At 67.4% G+C, this 16,579-nt stretch carries 14 protein-coding genes; 3 read left to right on the top strand and 11 right to left on the bottom strand.

Going from position 1 to position 16,579, the window contains the following annotated elements:
• The 10 genes from AU193_RS19985 to AU193_RS23690 form a co-directional block, all read right to left on the bottom strand.
• Complete coding sequence (locus tag AU193_RS19985) at positions 1-357, bottom strand: PDGLE domain-containing protein (RefSeq protein WP_064424122.1); 357 nt, start codon at positions 355-357, stop codon at positions 1-3.
• A complete protein-coding gene (locus AU193_RS19980; protein WP_064424257.1) occupies positions 354-1,031 on the bottom strand; it encodes an energy-coupling factor ABC transporter permease in 678 nt (225 codons plus the stop codon). Before AU193_RS19980 ends, AU193_RS19985 begins: the two co-directional genes overlap by 4 nt.
• Positions 1,032-1,221: 190 nt before the next feature.
• A complete protein-coding gene (locus AU193_RS19975) occupies positions 1,222-4,053 on the bottom strand; it encodes a BTAD domain-containing putative transcriptional regulator (RefSeq protein ID WP_082683086.1) in 2,832 nt (943 codons plus the stop codon).
• A gap of 57 nt (positions 4,054-4,110) precedes the next feature.
• A complete protein-coding gene (locus AU193_RS19970) occupies positions 4,111-4,974 on the bottom strand; it encodes a class I SAM-dependent methyltransferase (protein WP_064424120.1) in 864 nt (287 codons plus the stop codon).
• 111 nt (positions 4,975-5,085) lie between these two features.
• Positions 5,086-5,415, bottom strand: a complete 330-nt coding sequence (locus AU193_RS19965; protein ID WP_156425306.1) for a helix-turn-helix transcriptional regulator — start codon at positions 5,413-5,415, stop codon at positions 5,086-5,088.
• Between the two features lie 117 nt (positions 5,416-5,532).
• Positions 5,533-6,282 (bottom strand): FadR/GntR family transcriptional regulator, encoded by a 750-nt coding sequence (locus tag AU193_RS19960; protein ID WP_064424119.1) that lies wholly within the window; start codon positions 6,280-6,282, stop codon positions 5,533-5,535.
• 2 nt (positions 6,283-6,284) lie between these two features.
• Complete coding sequence (locus AU193_RS19955; protein WP_172798376.1) at positions 6,285-7,061, bottom strand: 3-oxoacyl-ACP reductase; 777 nt, start codon at positions 7,059-7,061, stop codon at positions 6,285-6,287.
• Entirely contained in the window at positions 7,058-8,422 is a 1,365-nt protein-coding gene (locus AU193_RS19950; RefSeq protein WP_064424117.1) for an aldehyde dehydrogenase, read from the bottom strand. The genes AU193_RS19955 and AU193_RS19950 overlap by 4 nt, the downstream gene beginning before the upstream one ends.
• A complete protein-coding gene (locus AU193_RS19945) occupies positions 8,419-9,192 on the bottom strand; it encodes a gamma-glutamyl-gamma-aminobutyrate hydrolase family protein (protein ID WP_253867973.1) in 774 nt (257 codons plus the stop codon). Before AU193_RS19945 ends, AU193_RS19950 begins: the two co-directional genes overlap by 4 nt.
• The gene (locus AU193_RS23690) at positions 9,179-10,558 is read right to left on the bottom strand and encodes a glutamine synthetase family protein (protein WP_064424115.1); all 1,380 of its coding nucleotides are present in this window, start codon (positions 10,556-10,558) and stop codon (positions 9,179-9,181) included. The genes AU193_RS19945 and AU193_RS23690 overlap by 14 nt, the downstream gene beginning before the upstream one ends.
• Before the next feature lie 188 nt (positions 10,559-10,746).
• Here AU193_RS23690 and AU193_RS19935 point away from each other — a divergent pair, with 188 nt between their 5' ends.
• The 3 genes from AU193_RS19935 (at position 10,747) to ngg (ending at position 15,992) form a co-directional block, all read left to right on the top strand.
• Positions 10,747-12,279: an amino acid permease gene (locus AU193_RS19935; protein ID WP_064424114.1), complete on the top strand. Its 1,533-nt coding sequence runs from the start codon at positions 10,747-10,749 to the stop codon at positions 12,277-12,279.
• Positions 12,280-12,411: 132 nt separating this feature from the next.
• A complete protein-coding gene (locus AU193_RS19930) occupies positions 12,412-14,226 on the top strand; it encodes an N-acetylglutaminylglutamine amidotransferase (RefSeq protein ID WP_064424113.1) in 1,815 nt (604 codons plus the stop codon).
• Complete coding sequence (gene ngg / locus AU193_RS19925) at positions 14,223-15,992, top strand: N-acetylglutaminylglutamine synthetase (RefSeq protein WP_064424112.1); 1,770 nt, start codon at positions 14,223-14,225, stop codon at positions 15,990-15,992. The genes AU193_RS19930 and ngg overlap by 4 nt, the downstream gene beginning before the upstream one ends.
• Before the next feature lies 1 nt (position 15,993).
• On the opposite strand, the gene AU193_RS19920 is transcribed toward ngg, so the two are convergent.
• The gene (locus tag AU193_RS19920) at positions 15,994-16,557 is read right to left on the bottom strand and encodes an alpha/beta fold hydrolase (RefSeq protein WP_064424111.1); all 564 of its coding nucleotides are present in this window, start codon (positions 16,555-16,557) and stop codon (positions 15,994-15,996) included.
• Between the last annotated feature and the right edge of the window lie 22 nt (positions 16,558-16,579).

Genomic DNA, 16,579 nt, shown 5'->3' with positions numbered 1-16,579 from the left:
TTAGCCTGACCCGCCGTGGTCGGTCGCCCTGCGGCTGCGGGCGATCAGCCAGAACACCGATCCTGCGACGACGACCGTCGCCAGTACGCCGATGATCCCGGCGATGCCGCCGGTGCCGTCGCGTCCGCCGACCGTGTAGTCGGCGAGCGGGGAGGCCGCAAGGCTGTGCTCCTCGGCGTGCTGAGCTATGCACTCTCCGGTGAGTTCCTCGCCCTCGGGGGTCTCGACGACCTCGCACCCGCGCAGTGTCGTCGAGTCCAGCCCATCGGGGCTCGAGCTGGCGAAGTACGACACCGCCCCGGCGATCAGCAGCGTGACAACGGCGAAAACAGCGAGGAACTGCCGGCGCGACCTCATGCCGTAACCTCCTGCCGGGTCCGGCGCAACAGGTAGACCAGGTCGGGACGCGAACGCGCGACGGCTATCACGGTGACCGCGGTGATGAGGCCCTCTCCCACGCCGATCAGCGCGTGGGTGCCGAGCATGTAACCCGTCACCGCGCCCAGTGACGTGGTGGCCGCTCCCCCGATCGCGTATTCGACGACGAAGCCCATTGCCGCACATATCGTCCCCATCAGCGCGGCGACGAAAGCGATCGCGCCCAGACCGGCCGTCGGTACTTCTACGCGTTTCCGCACGACGGCATACAACAGGACGGCGGTGAGATATCCGGCCGCCACACCGATCACCGCCATGTTGACGATGTTCGTGCCCAGCGCCGTCACTCCGCCGTCGGCGAACAGCAGCGCCTGTACGACGAGCACGATCGCGATGCAGAGCGCCCCGGTGTACGGGCCGACCAGGATCGCGGCGAGCGCACCGCCGAGCAGGTGACCGCTGACGCCCGGGAGGATCGGGAAGTTGACCATCTGGACGGCGAAGATGAATGCGGCGACGAGGCCGGCCAGCGGCACCGTGCGCTCGTCGAGCTCGGTCCTGGCCTTGGCCGCGCACAGTGCGACAACGGCGACGGCGACGAGGCCGAAGACGACGGAGGTCGGGGCGTTGACGATGCCGTCGCTCATGTGCATCGCGACGTACGAAGAGGTCACCCCGCGAGCCTAGGACGCGTACCGAATACCTGTCTAGCTGAACAGGTATTCAGGCGTACAACCTGAACGCGATGAAGCCGAGCGGGAAACCTCGGCCCGCCCGGAGCGTCGCCAGTGATGCCGCCAGCAGCGCGGCGCCGACCGCCTTCTCGAGGACGGTGGCTCAAGGCTATCGCGCGAATCGCTGCAGCGTGGATCGCGCGAGTGCCACCGCCTGCGCGCCGGTCAGGCTGCCTTGCGCTGGGTCGATCCGGGCGTCTCTGAGGGGCGAGTCCTTTCCAGCAGCAACCAGCGCCTGATGGAGTGTCAACGCATCGCTGTCGGCTCCCACCCGGACGAAGAATCGCGTGACATAGCGCAGATTGAGCCACTGCTGGCTCCAATCCCCGACCCGGTCCCAATGGTCGAGCACTTCAATGAGAACCGTTGCGGCCTCCGCGGGTTCGCCATGCACGGCACGGGTCGCCGCGGCCTCCATGAGCGCGATGCCATGCCACCACAGGTTGCGCACCGACGCGGCCAAAGCGGCGGCATCATCGAACAATTGCAGCGCGCGATGGGGCTCGGACTTCTTGAGCACCAGACCGAGTGCGTAGCGACCCATCGACTGGGCGGTCGCATTGCCGGTCTCGTCCGCGACACGCACGGCTTCTTCCGCTGCGGCCACCCCTTCGGCCGGAACCCGCAGTGCCGCACGGCATATCGAGATGTAGAAGAGCGTCCACACCAGGCGAATCGGATCGGAATCACTCCTTGCCCGCCTCGCCTCGGCCTCATAGTGCAGCAGGGCCGCGCCGGCGTCACCTTCGTACAGCGCGACGTCGGCGAGCACATCCCCGGGATAGGCGACCCGGGCGGTGCCACGCGCGGGGGCACGCCCCTGCGCGAGGTTCGCGAGCGTGCGGGCCTTGTCGAATTCACCCCTGTTCCACGCTCCTCGCGCCGCGAAGCCGACGGCGGCGACATACAGGGGATGAGTGGCTTCGGCCATCTCGACGGCACGCTCGGCCCACCCAGCCGACTCGTAGCTGTGACGCAGATGGATGATTTCGGGCAGCGAGGTCACCAACCTGAGTGCGGTGTCGACGTCCTCAACCGAGATCGCGTACTCGAACGCGACCCGCAGGTTGTCGTGGTCGGGCAGCATTCTGTCCACCCACATCCGCTCGTCGGGACCGTGCATGCCGGCAGCGGCGCTTTCGGCCAGCGCGGTGTAGTACTGCGCATGCCGCGACGCCAGCAGCTTGTCGATGTCGTTGTCTCGCAGGCGGTCCCGCCCGTAAGCGCGGAGCATCTCCAGAACCGAGTACCGCGTCCGGTCGGCGGCCGACAGTCGGATCACCATTGATTTCTCGACGAGGCCGGTGATCGAATCGAGCGTGTCGTCCTCGTCGCCCACACCGCACACGCTGTGCGCGGCGTCGAGATCGAACCCGCCCGCGAACACCGACAGCTTCGAGAACAGTTGCTGCTCAGAGCCGGTCAACAGCTGGTAGGACCAGTCGATGGTCGCGACGAGGCTCTGTTGACGAAGACTTCCGCGCGCGCCTCCGCTGAGCAGTCGCAGACCGTCCAACCGGCGCGCGACGTCGAGACTGCTCATGGCGCGCATTCGGGCGGCGGCCAGTTCGATCGCCAGTGGCAGACCGTCGACGCGTCGACAAATTTCGGCGACGGCGCCCACCGGCTCGTGCTCCAGTGCGAAATCGGGCCTGCTGGCCTTGGCCCTGTCGGCGAACAAGCGGGTGGCTTCGCCGAGCGGCAGCGGCGACACCGGCCAGACGTGTTCCCCGTCAACGCCGATCGCTTCTCGGCTGGTGGCCAGGACCACGACGTCGGGGCAGCTGCCGACGATCGAGTCGGCTAGCGTCGCGGCCGCGTCGAGCAGGTGTTCGCAGTTGTCCAGAATCAGCAGCAGCTTCTTCGTTCGCAGGTAATCGATCACTGTTTCTTCGATGCCCAGCCCGTGGCGTTGCTGCAGTCGAAGCGCGGCGGCGACGGTATGGCCCACGGCCGCGGGGTCATCCAGCGGTGCCAGCTCGACGAGCGTGACGCCGTCGGCGAAGCGCGCTTCGGCTCTGGCCGCAGCTTCGAGGGCCAGGCGGGTTTTGCCCACGCCGCCCACCCCGGTCAACGTCACCAACGAACATTCACCCAGTACATCGACGACGTGTGCGACCTCGTCGTCGCGGCCGACGAAACTGGTGCTCCGTCGCGGCAGGTTCGCCCGAGGACGCCCGCTGACCGCGGCGGGCAGTCCCATTCGTCCCGGGTCGCCCTCCAAGAGCTGCATGTGCACCTGTTGCAGTGCTGGACTCGGATCTGCGCCCAGCTCGTCGACGAGTCGCTCACGCATCAAACGGAAGGTGTCGAGTGCGTCGGCCTGACGGCCACAACGGTACTGCGCGAGCATCAGTTGGCCCGCCAACCGCTCGTCCAACGGGTGCTCGCGCAGCATGGTGGCCAACTCGGGGAGCAACTCGGCGTGCCGGCCAGCCCGCAACCCTGCGTCGTTGCGATCCAGGACGACGGCCAGACGTTCGGCGTCCAGGGCGTTTCTGACCTCGTTCAGCCACGGGGTGTCCAGCGTGACGAATGGGCTGCCACGCCACAACTGCAGCGCCCTCACGAACAGGTCATCGGCTTCGACGGGATCCGTCGCGGCGCGCGCTTGACGGCAAAGCGACCGAAAGCGGTACAGGTCCACGGTCATCGGATCCGCGGCGAGGACGTAACCGCCTGACTCCCGCTTGATTTCCACATCTCCGCTGCGTCCGATGACCGCCCGCAACCGAGACAGGTAGGCGGACAGCGCGTTCCGCGTGCGAAAGGGTGGCTCGTCGGCCCACACGCGATAGATCAGCTGATCGGAGGGGACCGGCCGGTTCAAGTCGATTAGCATCGCGACGAGAACGGCGCGCTGGCGCGCGTGCCCGATGTCGACGCGTTCACCGTCGACGTCGGCTCCGATGTCGCCGAGCAGCCGGAACGCCACCGTCACGCTCACAGCTTTCATCAAGCCGGAGCGGATGTCCGGAGTATTGGCAAGTCCAGAGAATCAGCGCGCCGATGCCGCCTTCGTGGCAGTGATCAGCAGATATTCGGCGTCATAGGCGGTGCCCGTCGGACCCGGCGAGGTGTTCCAGTCGTCGAGGAACTGCAGGAAGTCGCGGTCGAGGTCGGCGATCCGCTGTGGCTCACCGGCGTTGAACGCATATGTGGCGATCGTCGGCCCGTAATTGCGTTTCCAATACTCCCGGAACTCGAGCGGGCTCGCGCAGTGATCCATGCGAACGGTTCGCCGCCGCATCCGCAGGTCCGTCACCCGGTCGGCGAGCAGCGCCTGCACATGCTCTTCGTTCCCCCACAGCGGTGCGGGGCTCGCCCCGGGCGGCGGGGGCGGCGCGTAGGGCTTCATCGTCTTGAACAGGTTTCCGATGAACCCCTCGGGAGTCCAGTTGATCATTCCGATGGTTCCGCCCGGCCGGAGCACTCGCACCAGCTCATCGGCGGCCGCCTGGTGGTGCGGTGCGAACATCACACCGACACACGACATGACGACGTCAAAGCTGTTGTCGGCGAACGGCATCGCTTCGGCGTCCGCTTCGACCCATTCGATCTGGACTCCTTGCCGCGCGGCTGTCGCGCGCCCCGCGGTGAACAGTTCGGGTGTGAGATCGCTCGCCGTCACGATCGCTCCGGCGGCGGCGGCCGGGATCGCAGCGTTGCCCGACCCCGCAGCGACGTCGAGCACACGATCACCCGGGCGCACTCCGCAGGCTCTGACCAGTTCAGGGCCCAGCGTCGGGATCAATTCGGCCGCGACGGCCGGGTAGTCCCCCGACGCCCACAGCGCCCGGTGTCTGATTTTCAGTGCGCGGTCATGCTCGGTCGCGTTCTCGAGGGTGTTTCTCATGGTCATGTACCTCGGCTCCCTGCCCGTCAATCGACGGGAATGTTCATCTGACGTCGTCGACGATCGGTCGAGGGTGTGAAGCGGCGATTCGGGAATCGTGAAATGCCCTGCTCAGCCTCAACCGTGCCGAGCACCGATCCAGTGCAGCAAGTCGTGCACGATCTCGTCGTCGAGGCGGTAGCTCACCGCGCGTCCGACTCGCGTGGCACTGACCCAGCCCTGCTGGCGCAGCACGCGAAGCGCTTGCGAGACGGCGTTTTCCGAGCGGCCCAGGGCGGCCGCGAGGTCTCCGACGCGGATCCCCGGCACTCGATGCAGCGTGAGCAGGATCTCCAGCCGATGCGGGTCCGACAACAGGTCGAACCGCTGTGTCCAGCTGGCGGTGTCGACGTCGGCCAGCGCCGACGCCGCGCGTTCGACATCCACCTGGCCGGCCGGCTCGTTCACGGGACTCAATGTAGCGCCGATGCGCACGTTCGCGGGCGCATGACCGTGCGCAGGTGTCGAGAAATCGGCGGTGTGTCCGCGGCAAACACGCGCGCTCGCGAAGGATATGGGCCGGCGCTAGTCGAGGAAGCCGTGCAGCAGCGCCGCGGACCCCTCGACGTGGGCCCGCATCGCCGACGCCGCACCGTCGCCGTCGCCGGCGAGGATCGCGAGCACGATCGCCTCGTGCTGCTCGTCGGAATGGGCGATGTTGCGCGGCAGCAGCGGTATCTGGTCGAGCAGGGCGTTGAGCAGCATCCTGTTCTCGGCTAGCAGCGGGACCAGCGACGGCGATCCGGCGGCCTCGGCGATCGCCAGGTGCAGGCGCGAGTCGAGACGGCGGTAGTCGTCGGGAGCGGCGGCGCGGACATCGGTCATCCGGGCCCACAGCACCTCACGTTCGGCGGCGGTGAGGGTCCGGGTGGCCGCCATCCGCGCGGCGCCGACTTCCAGGATCTCGCGCAGCCGCAAAGCGTCGTCGACCTCGGCACGGGTGACCGCATCGGCGTCATCGGTCGGTCTCGGCAGTTCGTCGGCGAGGAAGGTCCCGCCGTACCGTCCGCGCCGCGACACCAGATAACCCGCGTCGGACAACGATCTGATCGCCTCGCGCACGGTATCGCGGCTGACGCCGAGCCGCGCGGCGAGTTCGCGCTCTGGCGGTAGGCATTCGCCGGGCGCCAGCACACCGAGCCGGATGGTCTGCAGCAGCCGGGCCACGGTGTCATCGAAGGCGTGACCCGCACGCACCGGCCGCAGCAGCGCTTCGGCGACCGCCTCCGCGGTGAGCCCCGCGTGCGCCACTGGTACCTCCGACTCGGCAGACATGGCTACAGCGGTGTGACGTAGTGCCCGCTGATCCCGCCATCGACGAGGAACGACGAGGCGGTGATGAACGACGCGTCATCGCTGACGAGAAATGCCACCGCGGCCGCGACCTCGTCGGGTTCGGCGAACCGGCCCACCGGGATGTGCACCAGACGGCGTGCGGCCCGTTCGGGATCCTTGGCGAACAGGTCCTGCAGCAGCGGGGTGTTCACCGGCCCCGGACACAAGGCGTTGACCCGGATGCCCTGCCGCGCGTACTGCACGCCGAGTTCACGCGACATCGCCAGCACGCCGCCCTTGGACGCGGTGTAGGAGATCTGCGAGGTGGCCGAACCCATCACCGCCACAAACGAAGCGGTGTTGACGATCGAGCCCTTCTGCCGCGGCACCATGTGGCGCAGTGCCGCCTTGCAGCAGAAGAACACCGACTTGAGGTTGACGTCCTGCACCCGCTGCCACGCGTCGATGCCGGTGACCTCGATCAGGTCGTCCTCGGGCGGCCTGATGCCGGCGTTGTTGAACGCGATGTCGACCGACCCGTGCGTCTCGGCGGCGGTGTCGAACAGCTGATCCACGGCGACCTGATCGGAGATGTCGACCTGGACGAAGGTGCCGTTCAGGTCGTCGGCGACGGTTTTTCCCGCCGCCGGGTCGATGTCGCCGATCACGACGATCGCGCCCTCGGCCTTCATCCGCTTGGCGCTGGCCAGGCCGATGCCGCTGGCACCACCGGTGACGACCGCGACCTTGCCCGCCAATCGTTGCGTCAGATCCATCAGGCCTCCTGCACGGCAATGAACACGTTCTTGGTCTCGGTGAACGACAGCGGCGCGTCCGGGCCGAGTTCGCGTCCGAGGCCGGACTGTTTGAAGCCACCGAACGGCGTGTTGTACCGCACCGAGGAATGCGAATTGACCGACAGGTTGCCCGCTTCCACCGCCCGCGACACGCGCACCGCCCGCGACAGGTTCTCGGTCCAGATCGACCCGGACAACCCATACGGGGTGTCGTTGGCGAGCGCGATCGCGTCGGCCTCGTCGTCGAACGGCAGCACGGTGACCACCGGGCCGAAGATCTCCTCGCGCACGGCACGGTCGGTGCGCTGGGGCGTCAACACCGTTGGCGGGAACCAGTACCCGGGCGCCGAGGGAGTCGAGCCGCGGAAGGCGACGGGCGCATCGTCGGGCACGAAGGACGCAACTGAGTTCCAGTGCGCCTTGGACACCAGCGGGCCCATCTCGGTGTCCTTGGCGCGCGGATCACCGACCACGACGCCCTTGACAGCGGGCTCGAACAATTCCATGAAGCGGTCGTACACGTTGCGATGCACCAGGATTCGGCTACGCGCACAACAGTCCTGTCCCGCGTTGTCGAACACCCCGTACGGCGCGGTGGCCGCCGCCTGCTCCAGATCGCAGTCGTCGAAGACGATGTTGGCGCTCTTGCCGCCCAGTTCGAGGGTCACGCGTTTCACCTGTTTGGCCGCACCCGCCATGACCCGGGTCCCGACCTCGGTGGAGCCGGTGAACACGACCTTGCGCACGTCGGGGTGCGAGACGAACCGTTCGCCGACCACCGAACCCTTACCGGGCAGCACACAGAACAGATCGGCGGGGATCCCCGCCTCAACGGCCAACTCCCCCAGCCGGATCGTGGTGAGCGGCGTCCACTCCGCGGGTTTGATCAGCACCGCGTTGCCCGCCGCGAGCGCGGGCGCGAAACCCCACGAGGCGATCGTCATCGGGAAGTTCCACGGCGTGATCACGCCGACCACCCCGAGCGGCTCGTTGAAGGTCACGTCGATGCCGCCCGCGACCGGAATCTGCTTGCCGGACAGGCGTTCCGGGGCGGCGGCGTAGAACTGCAGCACGTCGCGGACGTGGCCGGCCTCCCACTCGGCGTTACCGATGGGGTGCCCGGAGTTGGCGACTTCGAGCGCCGCCAACTCGTCGATGTGCGCATCGACCGTCGCCGCGAACGCGCGCAGCGCCGCCGCCCGTTCGGCGGGCGCCTGCCGCACCCAGTCGCGTTGTGCCGCTTGCGCCCGGGCCACCGCGTCATCGACCGCGGCCTCGTCGGTCTGCTCGACGGTGCGCAGCAGCTCCTCGGTCGCCGGGTTGATCACCTCAGATGTGCTCAAGCGTTCGCCCTTTCTCTTGCGTATGCATCCGCCGCTTCGACGACGGCGGCGAACAGCCGCAGGTCGTCGAGGCGCTCCTCGGGATGCCACTGCACGGCCAACACGAAGTCGTCACCTGGTCGCTCGACCGCTTCGATGACGCCGTCGTCGTCCTGGGCGCTGATCACCAGGCCGTCGCCCAATCGGTCGATGGCCTGATGGTGGTAGCACTGCGCGTCCGACGACTCGCCGATGAGCTCGGCAAGCCGGGTGCCCGGCACCGTGCGGACCGCCGACGTGGTGAACACCGCGTTGCCCCGCTGATGGCGGGTGTGTCCGATGACGTCGGGCAGGTGCTGGTGCAGTGTGCCGCCCAGCGCGACATTGAGCACCTGGGCGCCGCGGCAGATGCCCAACACCGGCATGCCGCGCCGCATCGCGCCGCGCACCAACGCGAACTCGAACTGGTCTCGGCGCCGGTCGTCCTCGATGTCGGCGTCGGTCGCCGGGTGTGGTTCCTGGCCGTAGTGGGCGGGCACGACGTCGCGCCCGCCGGTGAAGACGACGCCGTCGAGTCCGTCGAGCACCCGGTCGGCGATGTGGTCGTCGACGGGCTGCGGCGGAAGCAGAACCGAGATCCCGCCTGCCAGCTCGACACCCTCGAAGTAGATCGCCGGCAGAAAGCCCGCCCGCACGTCCCATACCCCGGTCCGTGCCTGCTGCAGGTAGGTGGTCAACCCGAGTACGGGCCTGCGGTGCTTTCCGCCAGCGGAAACACTAGAGCCGCTCAAAGCCGCGAATCCTCTCCCAGTCCGTGACGGCCGCGTTGAACGCGGCCAGCTCGACGCGGGCGTTGTTGAGGTAGTGCTCGACCACCTCGTCGCCGAACGCGGTGCGCGCCACCTCGGACTTCTCGAACAGCGCCGCGGCCTCGGTGAGCGTGGTCGGAAGCCGTTCGACGCCACTGGTGTACGCATTACCCTCCATCGGTTCGGACAACTCGAGTTCGTGTTCGATGCCGTACAGCCCGCCGGCGATCAACGCCGAGACCGCGAGGTACTGGTTGACGTCACCGCCCGGGGCCCGGTTCTCCACCCGCATGCCGTGGCCGTGGCCTACGACGCGCAGCGCGCAGGTCCGGTTGTCCAGACCCCACGCGATCGCGGTCGGAGCGAAACTGCCGTCGACGAACCGCTTGTAGGAGTTGATGTTCGGCGCGTAGAACAACGTCATCTCCCGCAGAGTGGCCAGCTGCCCGGCCACGAAGCTGCGGAACATCGGCGACATCCCGAGCGGATCGGTCTCGTCGGCGAACACCGCTGAACCATCTGAACTGCCGTCGTCGCCTCGCAGCGAGATGTGCACATGGCAGCTGTTTCCTTCGCGCTCATCGAATTTCGCCATGAACGTCAGGCTCTTGCCGTGCTGGTCGGCGATCTCCTTGGCGCCGTTCTTGTAGATCGTATGGTTGTCACAGGTGACCCGGGCATGGTCGAAGCGGAACGCGATCTCCTGCTGGCCGAGATTGCATTCCCCCTTCACGCCCTCGCAGTACATGCCCGCACCGGTCATGCCGAGCCGAATGTCGCGCAGCAGCGGCTCCATCCGGGTCGAGCCGAGCATCGCGTAGTCGACGTTGTAATCCGAGGCCGGGGTCAATCCGCGGTAGCCCTTGGCCCACGCCTCGCGGAAGCCGTCGTCGAACACCATGAACTCGAGTTCGGTCCCGACATAGGGCACCAGACCGCGTTCGGCGAGCCGATCGATCTGCCGGTTGAGGATGCTTCTCGGGGCCTGCTCGACCGGGCTGCCGTCGTGCCATTCCAGGTCGGCCATCACCATCGCGGTGCCCGGCAGCCACGGAATCAGCCGCAGCGTCGAGAAGTCCGGCGTCATCACCATGTCGCCGTAGCCGGTGTCCCAACTCGACATCGAGTACCCGGCGACGGTGTTCATGTCGACGTCGACCGCCAGCAGATAGTTGCAGCATTCCGCGCCGTGCTCGGCGACCTCCTCGACGAACAGCCGGGCCGACACCCGCTTCCCGGTGAGCCTGCCCTGCATATCGCAGAACGCGACGATCACCGTGTCGATCTCGCCGTCGGCGACCATGCGCTCGAGATCGGCCTGCGACAACATGCCCGATGTGACGCTCATCCGTGGTGGGGCCTTTCCTTCGACAGCGCGAGATTGCGGGTAGTCAACCATTGGATGTGGCTCGCTCCGGCGTTCGCCCAAGTCTTTTACAGAAATGTCACTTCCAAAGGTAGGACACCAGACCTTTGCAAGTTTATTCTCCCTATGCCTCGTAACCGCAAGAAGGAGCCGAATCGGTGGCCCGAGAAATGGCACAGGACCAGATGAAGAGCTCGGGTGGAGTCACCTACAGCCAAGCGGGCGACGGCTACTTCGAGAAGCGGCAACTCAAACGCACCGCCGGCTTCTGGGGCCTGTGGGGAATCGGCGTCGCAGCGGTCATCTCCGGCGACTTCTCCGGCTGGAACTTCGGCATCGGCGCCGCCGGATGGGGCGGCTTGGCCATCGCCTCCGCCGTCATCGTGATCATGTACTTCGGCATGCTCTTCTCGATCGGGGAGATGTCGGCGGCCATGCCCCATACCGGCGGTGCCTACTCGTTCGCCCGCGCCGCGATGGGACCGTGGGGCGGCTTCGTCACCGGGTTCGCCGAGACCATCGAGTACGTGTTCACCACCGCGGTGATCGTCTACTTCTCGGCCTCCTACGCCAACGCCGTCACGACCGACCTGTTCAACCTCTCCCTGCCGATGTGGGTGTGGTGGATCATCCTGTACGCGATTTTCGTCGGGCTGAACTCGTGGGGCGCGGAGATCTCGTTCAAGTTCGCCCTCGTCGTCGCGATCATCTCGATCGGGATCCTGGTGTTGTTCGGCATCCTGGCCGTCGCGAACGGCGCCGTCGACTTCAGCAAGCTCTTCGACATCGCGCCGGATCCGGCCGCCGCGGGTTCCTCGACGTTCCTGCCGTTCGGCTGGGTCGCGATCCTGTACGCGATGCCTTTCGCGATGTGGTTCTTCCTGGGCATCGAGGAACTTCCACTGGCGGCCGAGGAAGCGCACGACCCGGCCCGCGACATTCCCCGCGCCGGTATCTGGGGACTGCTTTCGCTGATCGGTTGCGGTGCGATCGTGTTTTTCCTCAACCCGGCGGTGACCGGGTCCGAGGCACTGGGCACTTCGGACGAACCGCTGCTCGACGGCTTCCGGGCCTTTCTGCCTGGCAACCTCGCCGCGGTGTTGTCGGCGTTCGCGTTGATCGGCCTGTTGGCCAGCCTGCAGGGCATCATGTACGCCTACGGCCGCAACATGTACTCGCTGAGCCGGGCCGGCTACTACCCGAAGACGTTGTCGCTGACCGGTTCTCGGCAGACGCCGTACGTCGCGCTGCTGGCGGGCGCGGTCATCGGATTCGTGGCGCTGCTCATCGTCAACTACAACCAGGGCGCCGGAGCGGTGGTCCTCAACATCGCGGTGTGGGGTGCGGTGCTGGCGTACGGGTTGCAGATGATCTCGTTCATCCTGCTGCGCCGCAAGTTCCCCAACGCGCGGCGACCGTGGGTGAGCCCGACCGGCAACTGGGGTGCGGTCGTCGCTCTGGTCATCGCGGCGGTGACGTTCGTCGGCGTGCTCGTCAACCCCGACTACCGGCCCGCGGTCATCGCGATCGTCGTCTTCTACGTCTTGGGGCTGCTGGTGTTCGGCTTCTACGGCAGGCACCGCCTGGTGCTGTCGCCGGAAGAGGAGTACGCCGTAACCGGGGGCCTGCACGGCTACGACCCGGGGGCCGAGGGACTCGGCGGCACCATCGAGGACGAGATCCTCAAGGGCCACACCGAGTGAGCAGATCGGCGGGCTACAGGTAGCCCACACGGGGACCGGCCACGCCGCTTTTGCGGCGCGACCAGCGCCGATTAGACCCAGGTCACACCAGTAACAGGTTTCGCGGACGTCAACCGGGGTAAAGTCGAGGGCGTGTGTGGAGCCACCGGCGAGGTGCGTCTCGACGGCCGGGTACCTGATATTGCAGCTGTCTCGGCGATGGCCGAGGCGATGTCACCCAGGGGTCCGGACTCGGCGGGCGCGTGGTCTCAGGGCAGGGTCGCGCTCGGTCACCGTCGCCTGAAGATCATCGACTTGTCCGAAGCGGGCGGCCAGCCCATGCTCGACTCCGAACTGGGGTTGGCGATCGCGTGGAACGGCTGCATCTACAACTACAAGCAGTTACGCCGCGAGCTGAGCGAGCAGGGCTATAGGTTCTTCTCGCACAGCGACACCGAGGTGCTGCTCAAGGCGTACCACCACTGGGGCGACCGTTTCGTCGACCGTCTCTTCGGCATGTTCGCGTTCGCGATCGTCGAGCGCGACAGCGGCCGGGTCCTGCTCGGCCGGGACCGGCTCGGCATCAAACCGCTCTATTTGAGCGAGAATTCCGCCCGCATCCGGTTCGCGTCGTCGCTGCCGGCGCTGCTGGCCGGCGCCAGGGACGGATCGTTGGACACCCGCATCGATCCGATCGCGCTACATCACTACATGACGTTCCATTCGGTGGTGCCCGCACCGCGCACGATCCTGCGTGGGGTGTCCAAGGTGCCGCCGGCGTCGCTGGTGGCGATCGAGCCGGACGGCCGCCGCACGACCACGACCTACTGGGAGCCCGACTTCACCCGCCGGGCCGACCGGGCCGACTGGTCCGAACGGGACTGGGAGGACGCGGTTCTCGACGCGTTGCGGGTGGCCGTCGAACGACGCCTCGTCGCCGACGTTCCGGTGGGTTGTCTGCTCTCCGGCGGCGTCGACTCCAGCCTGATCGTCGGCCTGCTCGCCGAGGCGGGTCAGCACGGCCTGGCGACGTTCTCGATCGGCTTCGAGTCGGTCGGCGGTGTAGCCGGCGACGAATTCAAGTACTCCGACATCATCGCCGATCGCTTCGGCACCGACCATCACCAGATCCGCATCGGCACCGACCGCATGCTGCCCGCGCTCGACGGCGCGATCGACGCCATGAGCGAACCGATGGTCAGCCACGACTGCGTCGCGTTCTATCTGCTCAGCCAGGAGGTGGCCAAGCACGTCAAGGTCGTGCAGTCCGGCCAGGGCGCCGACGAGGTGTTCGCCGGCTACCACTGGTATCCGCCGCTGGGCGGACCGGACGCGGCCTCGGTCGACGGAGCGGTGGCCAGGTACCGCAAGGCGTTCTTCGACCGCGACCGCGCGGGCTACGACGCACTGGTGTCACCGGCGTTCGCCGTCGACGGCGACCCGAGTCTGGATTTCGTCACCGAGCACTTCGCACGGGCAGGCGCCGAGACCGGTATCGACCGCGGTTTGCGACTCGACACCACCGTGATGCTCGTCGACGATCCGGTCAAGCGCGTCGACAACATGACGATGGCGTGGGGTCTGGAGGGTCGCGTGCCGTTCCTCGACCACGAACTCGTCGAGCTTGCGGCCAGCTGCCCACCCGAACTGAAGATCGCCCACCAAGGCAAGGGCGTGCTGAAACAGGCCGCGCGCCAGGTGATTCCGTCCGAAGTCATCGACCGACCGAAGGGCTACTTCCCGGTGCCTGCGCTCACCCATCTGGAGGGGCCGTACCTGGACATGGTGCGCGACGCGCTGTACGCGCCCGCCGCCAAGGAACGCGACCTGTTCCGTCCCGCGGCGATCGACCGGTTGCTAGCCGACCCGAACGGCCGCCTCACGCCGCTGCGCGGCAACGAGCTGTGGCAACTGGCACTGCTCGAGTTGTGGTTGCAGCGACACGGCATCACGGGGCCCGCGGCATGACGGCGCTCGGCCCTGACGCAGAGCAGACCGAAGCGATCACCCTCGGTCTCCACCACGCGTCACCTCAGCATCTGGTCGACGCGATGGCCGACGATGTCGTCATCGAGATGGGTTGGGGCCGACTGATTTTCGGCCAGACATTCGCCGAACCCGAAAAGCTCGCCGAAGTGCTCAGGCACGAGGGACACGGCCGGCGTGACATCTGCATCTACGCCCGCGAACCCCACGTGCTGGTGTCGATGGCACCCGCCGAACTCTTCATCGATCCGAGCCACACCTATCGGCTCCGGTTCGCCGAGGACCACGATCCCGACAAACCGCCGACCGGGTTCTCGGTCCGCGGGTTGCAGAACGCCGACGACGCCGACGAGATGAACCGCGTCTACGTGCGCTGCGGCATGGTGCCGGCGCCCGTCGAAGTGTTGTGGGAGAACCACAAGACCCAGGACGCGCTCGATTACCTGGTGGCTGTGCGTGACGACGACGGGTCGGTGCTGGGCACCGTGACCGGCGTCGACCACAAGCGGCTGTTCTCCGATCCGGAGAACGGTTCGAGCCTGTGGACGCTGGCGGTCGACCCGACGACGAGTCTTCCCGGTGTCGGCGCCGCGCTCACCCGGGCGCTGGCCGCGATCTACCGCGAGCGCGGCCGGGCCTACATGGACCTGTCGGTGAGCCACGACAACGCCGCGGCCATCTCGCTCTACGAAAAGCTCGGTTTCGAGCGCGTGCCCGTCATGGCCGTCAAGCGCAAGAACGCGATCAACGAACCGCTGTTCACGCACCCGCCCGAAACCGTCGAAGACCTCAACCCGTACGCGCGGATCATCGCCGACGAGGCCATGCGCCGGGGCATCTGGGTCGAAGTGCTCGACGCCGAGGCCGGTGAGATGCGGCTCTCCCACGGGGGGCGCAGCGTCATCACCCGGGAATCGTTGTCGGAGTACACCTCCGCGGTGGCGATGGCGCGCTGCGACGACAAGCGGCTCACCCGTCGCCTGGTGGCCGAGGCCGGCATCGCGGTGCCGCGCGGCAGGCTGGCGACTTTCGACGAGAAGGACCACGCATTCCTCGACGAAGTCGGTGAGGCCGTGGTCAAACCAACCCGCGGCGAACAGGGTAAGGGCATCACGGTCGGCATCAAATCCGCCGATGAGCTGGAGGCCGCGCTGACCCGCGCCCGCGAGGAGCATCCGCACGTGCTGATCGAGCAGTGCGCGCCCGGCGACGACCTCCGGCTGGTGGTGATCGACGGCAAGGTGGTGGCCGCGGCGTTGCGCAGGCCGGCCGAAGTCGTCGGGACCGGCCATCACACCGTGCGGGAGCTGATCGAGGCGCAGAGCCGCAGGCGAGCGGCGGCCACGGGCGGCGAGTCGCGCATACCGATCGACGCGGTCACCGAGGCGACGGTCACCGAAGCGGGCTGGTCCTTCGACGACGTGCTGCCCGAAGGGCAGCGGCTGCGGGTGCGCCGGACCGCGAATCTGCACCAGGGCGGCACGATTCACGACGTGACGGCGAAGGTGAACCCCCATCTGTGTGAGGTCGGGGTCAAGGCGGCCCACGCGATCGGCATCCCGGTGACCGGAATCGACCTGCTGGTGCCCGACGTCACCAAATCGGACTACGTGTTCATCGAGGCCAACGAGCGGCCCGGGTTGGCCAATCACGAACCACAGCCCACCGCAAAGGCATTCGTCGATTTCCTGTTCCCGGGAAGCCCGGCGCTGCCGCAGGCCTGGACGCCCGAAGAGGCCCCCGGCTGAGCTACCAGGTGCTGGTGCGCATCACGATCTCGGCAGCCAGCTGCGCGGTGGACTCCGCGGCGTTTCGCCTGCCGAGCAGATCGACCATCCGATAGTCGCCGTACACGTAACGCTGACTGGCTTTGGCGACCGCGCGGGCCGCGGGTGTGCTGACCAACGCGGTGGTGTTCATCTCGACCGGCGGGCAGTGCTCGTCGCGGATCACGCCTGCGGCGTCGGCGACGCGCGGATGCCCGCGGTCGATCACCACCAAGCCGATGAACCGGTCGAGCCGGGTGGCGGCCAGTTCCCAGGCCAACTCGCCGCCGATGCGGTCCCCTACCAACAGTGCCCATTTCACGTCGAGAGCGTCGAGGATGCTGACGACCGACTTGGCAGTCAGCCGAGGGTCGGGAGGGACGACGACGGTCCGCAACGACGCGGTGTGCAGCCGTTGACACACGGCGTCATAGGCCGCGGCCGGTTGATGACCCGCCCCGAGCACCACTACCACCGACCCCTTGTCGGGACCGGAGACGTCGACGGGCACGCTGAGCCCCTCGACGGTGACCGTGGTGGAGGGCATTGGGCCACGCTACAGCGGTCGA

Source organism: Mycobacterium sp. GA-1285, assembly GCF_001499905.1.
GTDB lineage: Bacteria > Actinomycetota > Actinomycetes > Mycobacteriales > Mycobacteriaceae > Mycobacterium.
This window is presented reverse-complemented; position numbering and strand designations above follow the sequence as displayed.

Excerpts from the sequence above, each read along its gene's own strand:
- AU193_RS19920 (WP_064424111.1), bottom strand. The coding sequence starts at position 16,557 with ATGCCCTCCACCACGGTCACCGTCGAGGGGCTCAGCGTGCCCGTCGAC.
- AU193_RS19985 (WP_064424122.1), bottom strand. The coding sequence starts at position 357 with ATGAGGTCGCGCCGGCAGTTCCTCGCTGTTTTCGCCGTTGTCACGCTG.
- ngg (WP_064424112.1), top strand. The coding sequence starts at position 14,223 with ATGACGGCGCTCGGCCCTGACGCAGAGCAGACCGAAGCGATCACCCTC.
- AU193_RS19980 (WP_064424257.1), bottom strand. The coding sequence starts at position 1,031 with ATGCACATGAGCGACGGCATCGTCAACGCCCCGACCTCCGTCGTCTTC.
- AU193_RS23690 (WP_064424115.1), bottom strand. The coding sequence starts at position 10,558 with ATGAGCGTCACATCGGGCATGTTGTCGCAGGCCGATCTCGAGCGCATG.
- AU193_RS19970 (WP_064424120.1), bottom strand. The coding sequence starts at position 4,974 with ATGACCATGAGAAACACCCTCGAGAACGCGACCGAGCATGACCGCGCA.
- AU193_RS19960 (WP_064424119.1), bottom strand. The coding sequence starts at position 6,282 with ATGTCTGCCGAGTCGGAGGTACCAGTGGCGCACGCGGGGCTCACCGCG.
- AU193_RS19935 (WP_064424114.1), top strand. The coding sequence starts at position 10,747 with ATGGCACAGGACCAGATGAAGAGCTCGGGTGGAGTCACCTACAGCCAA.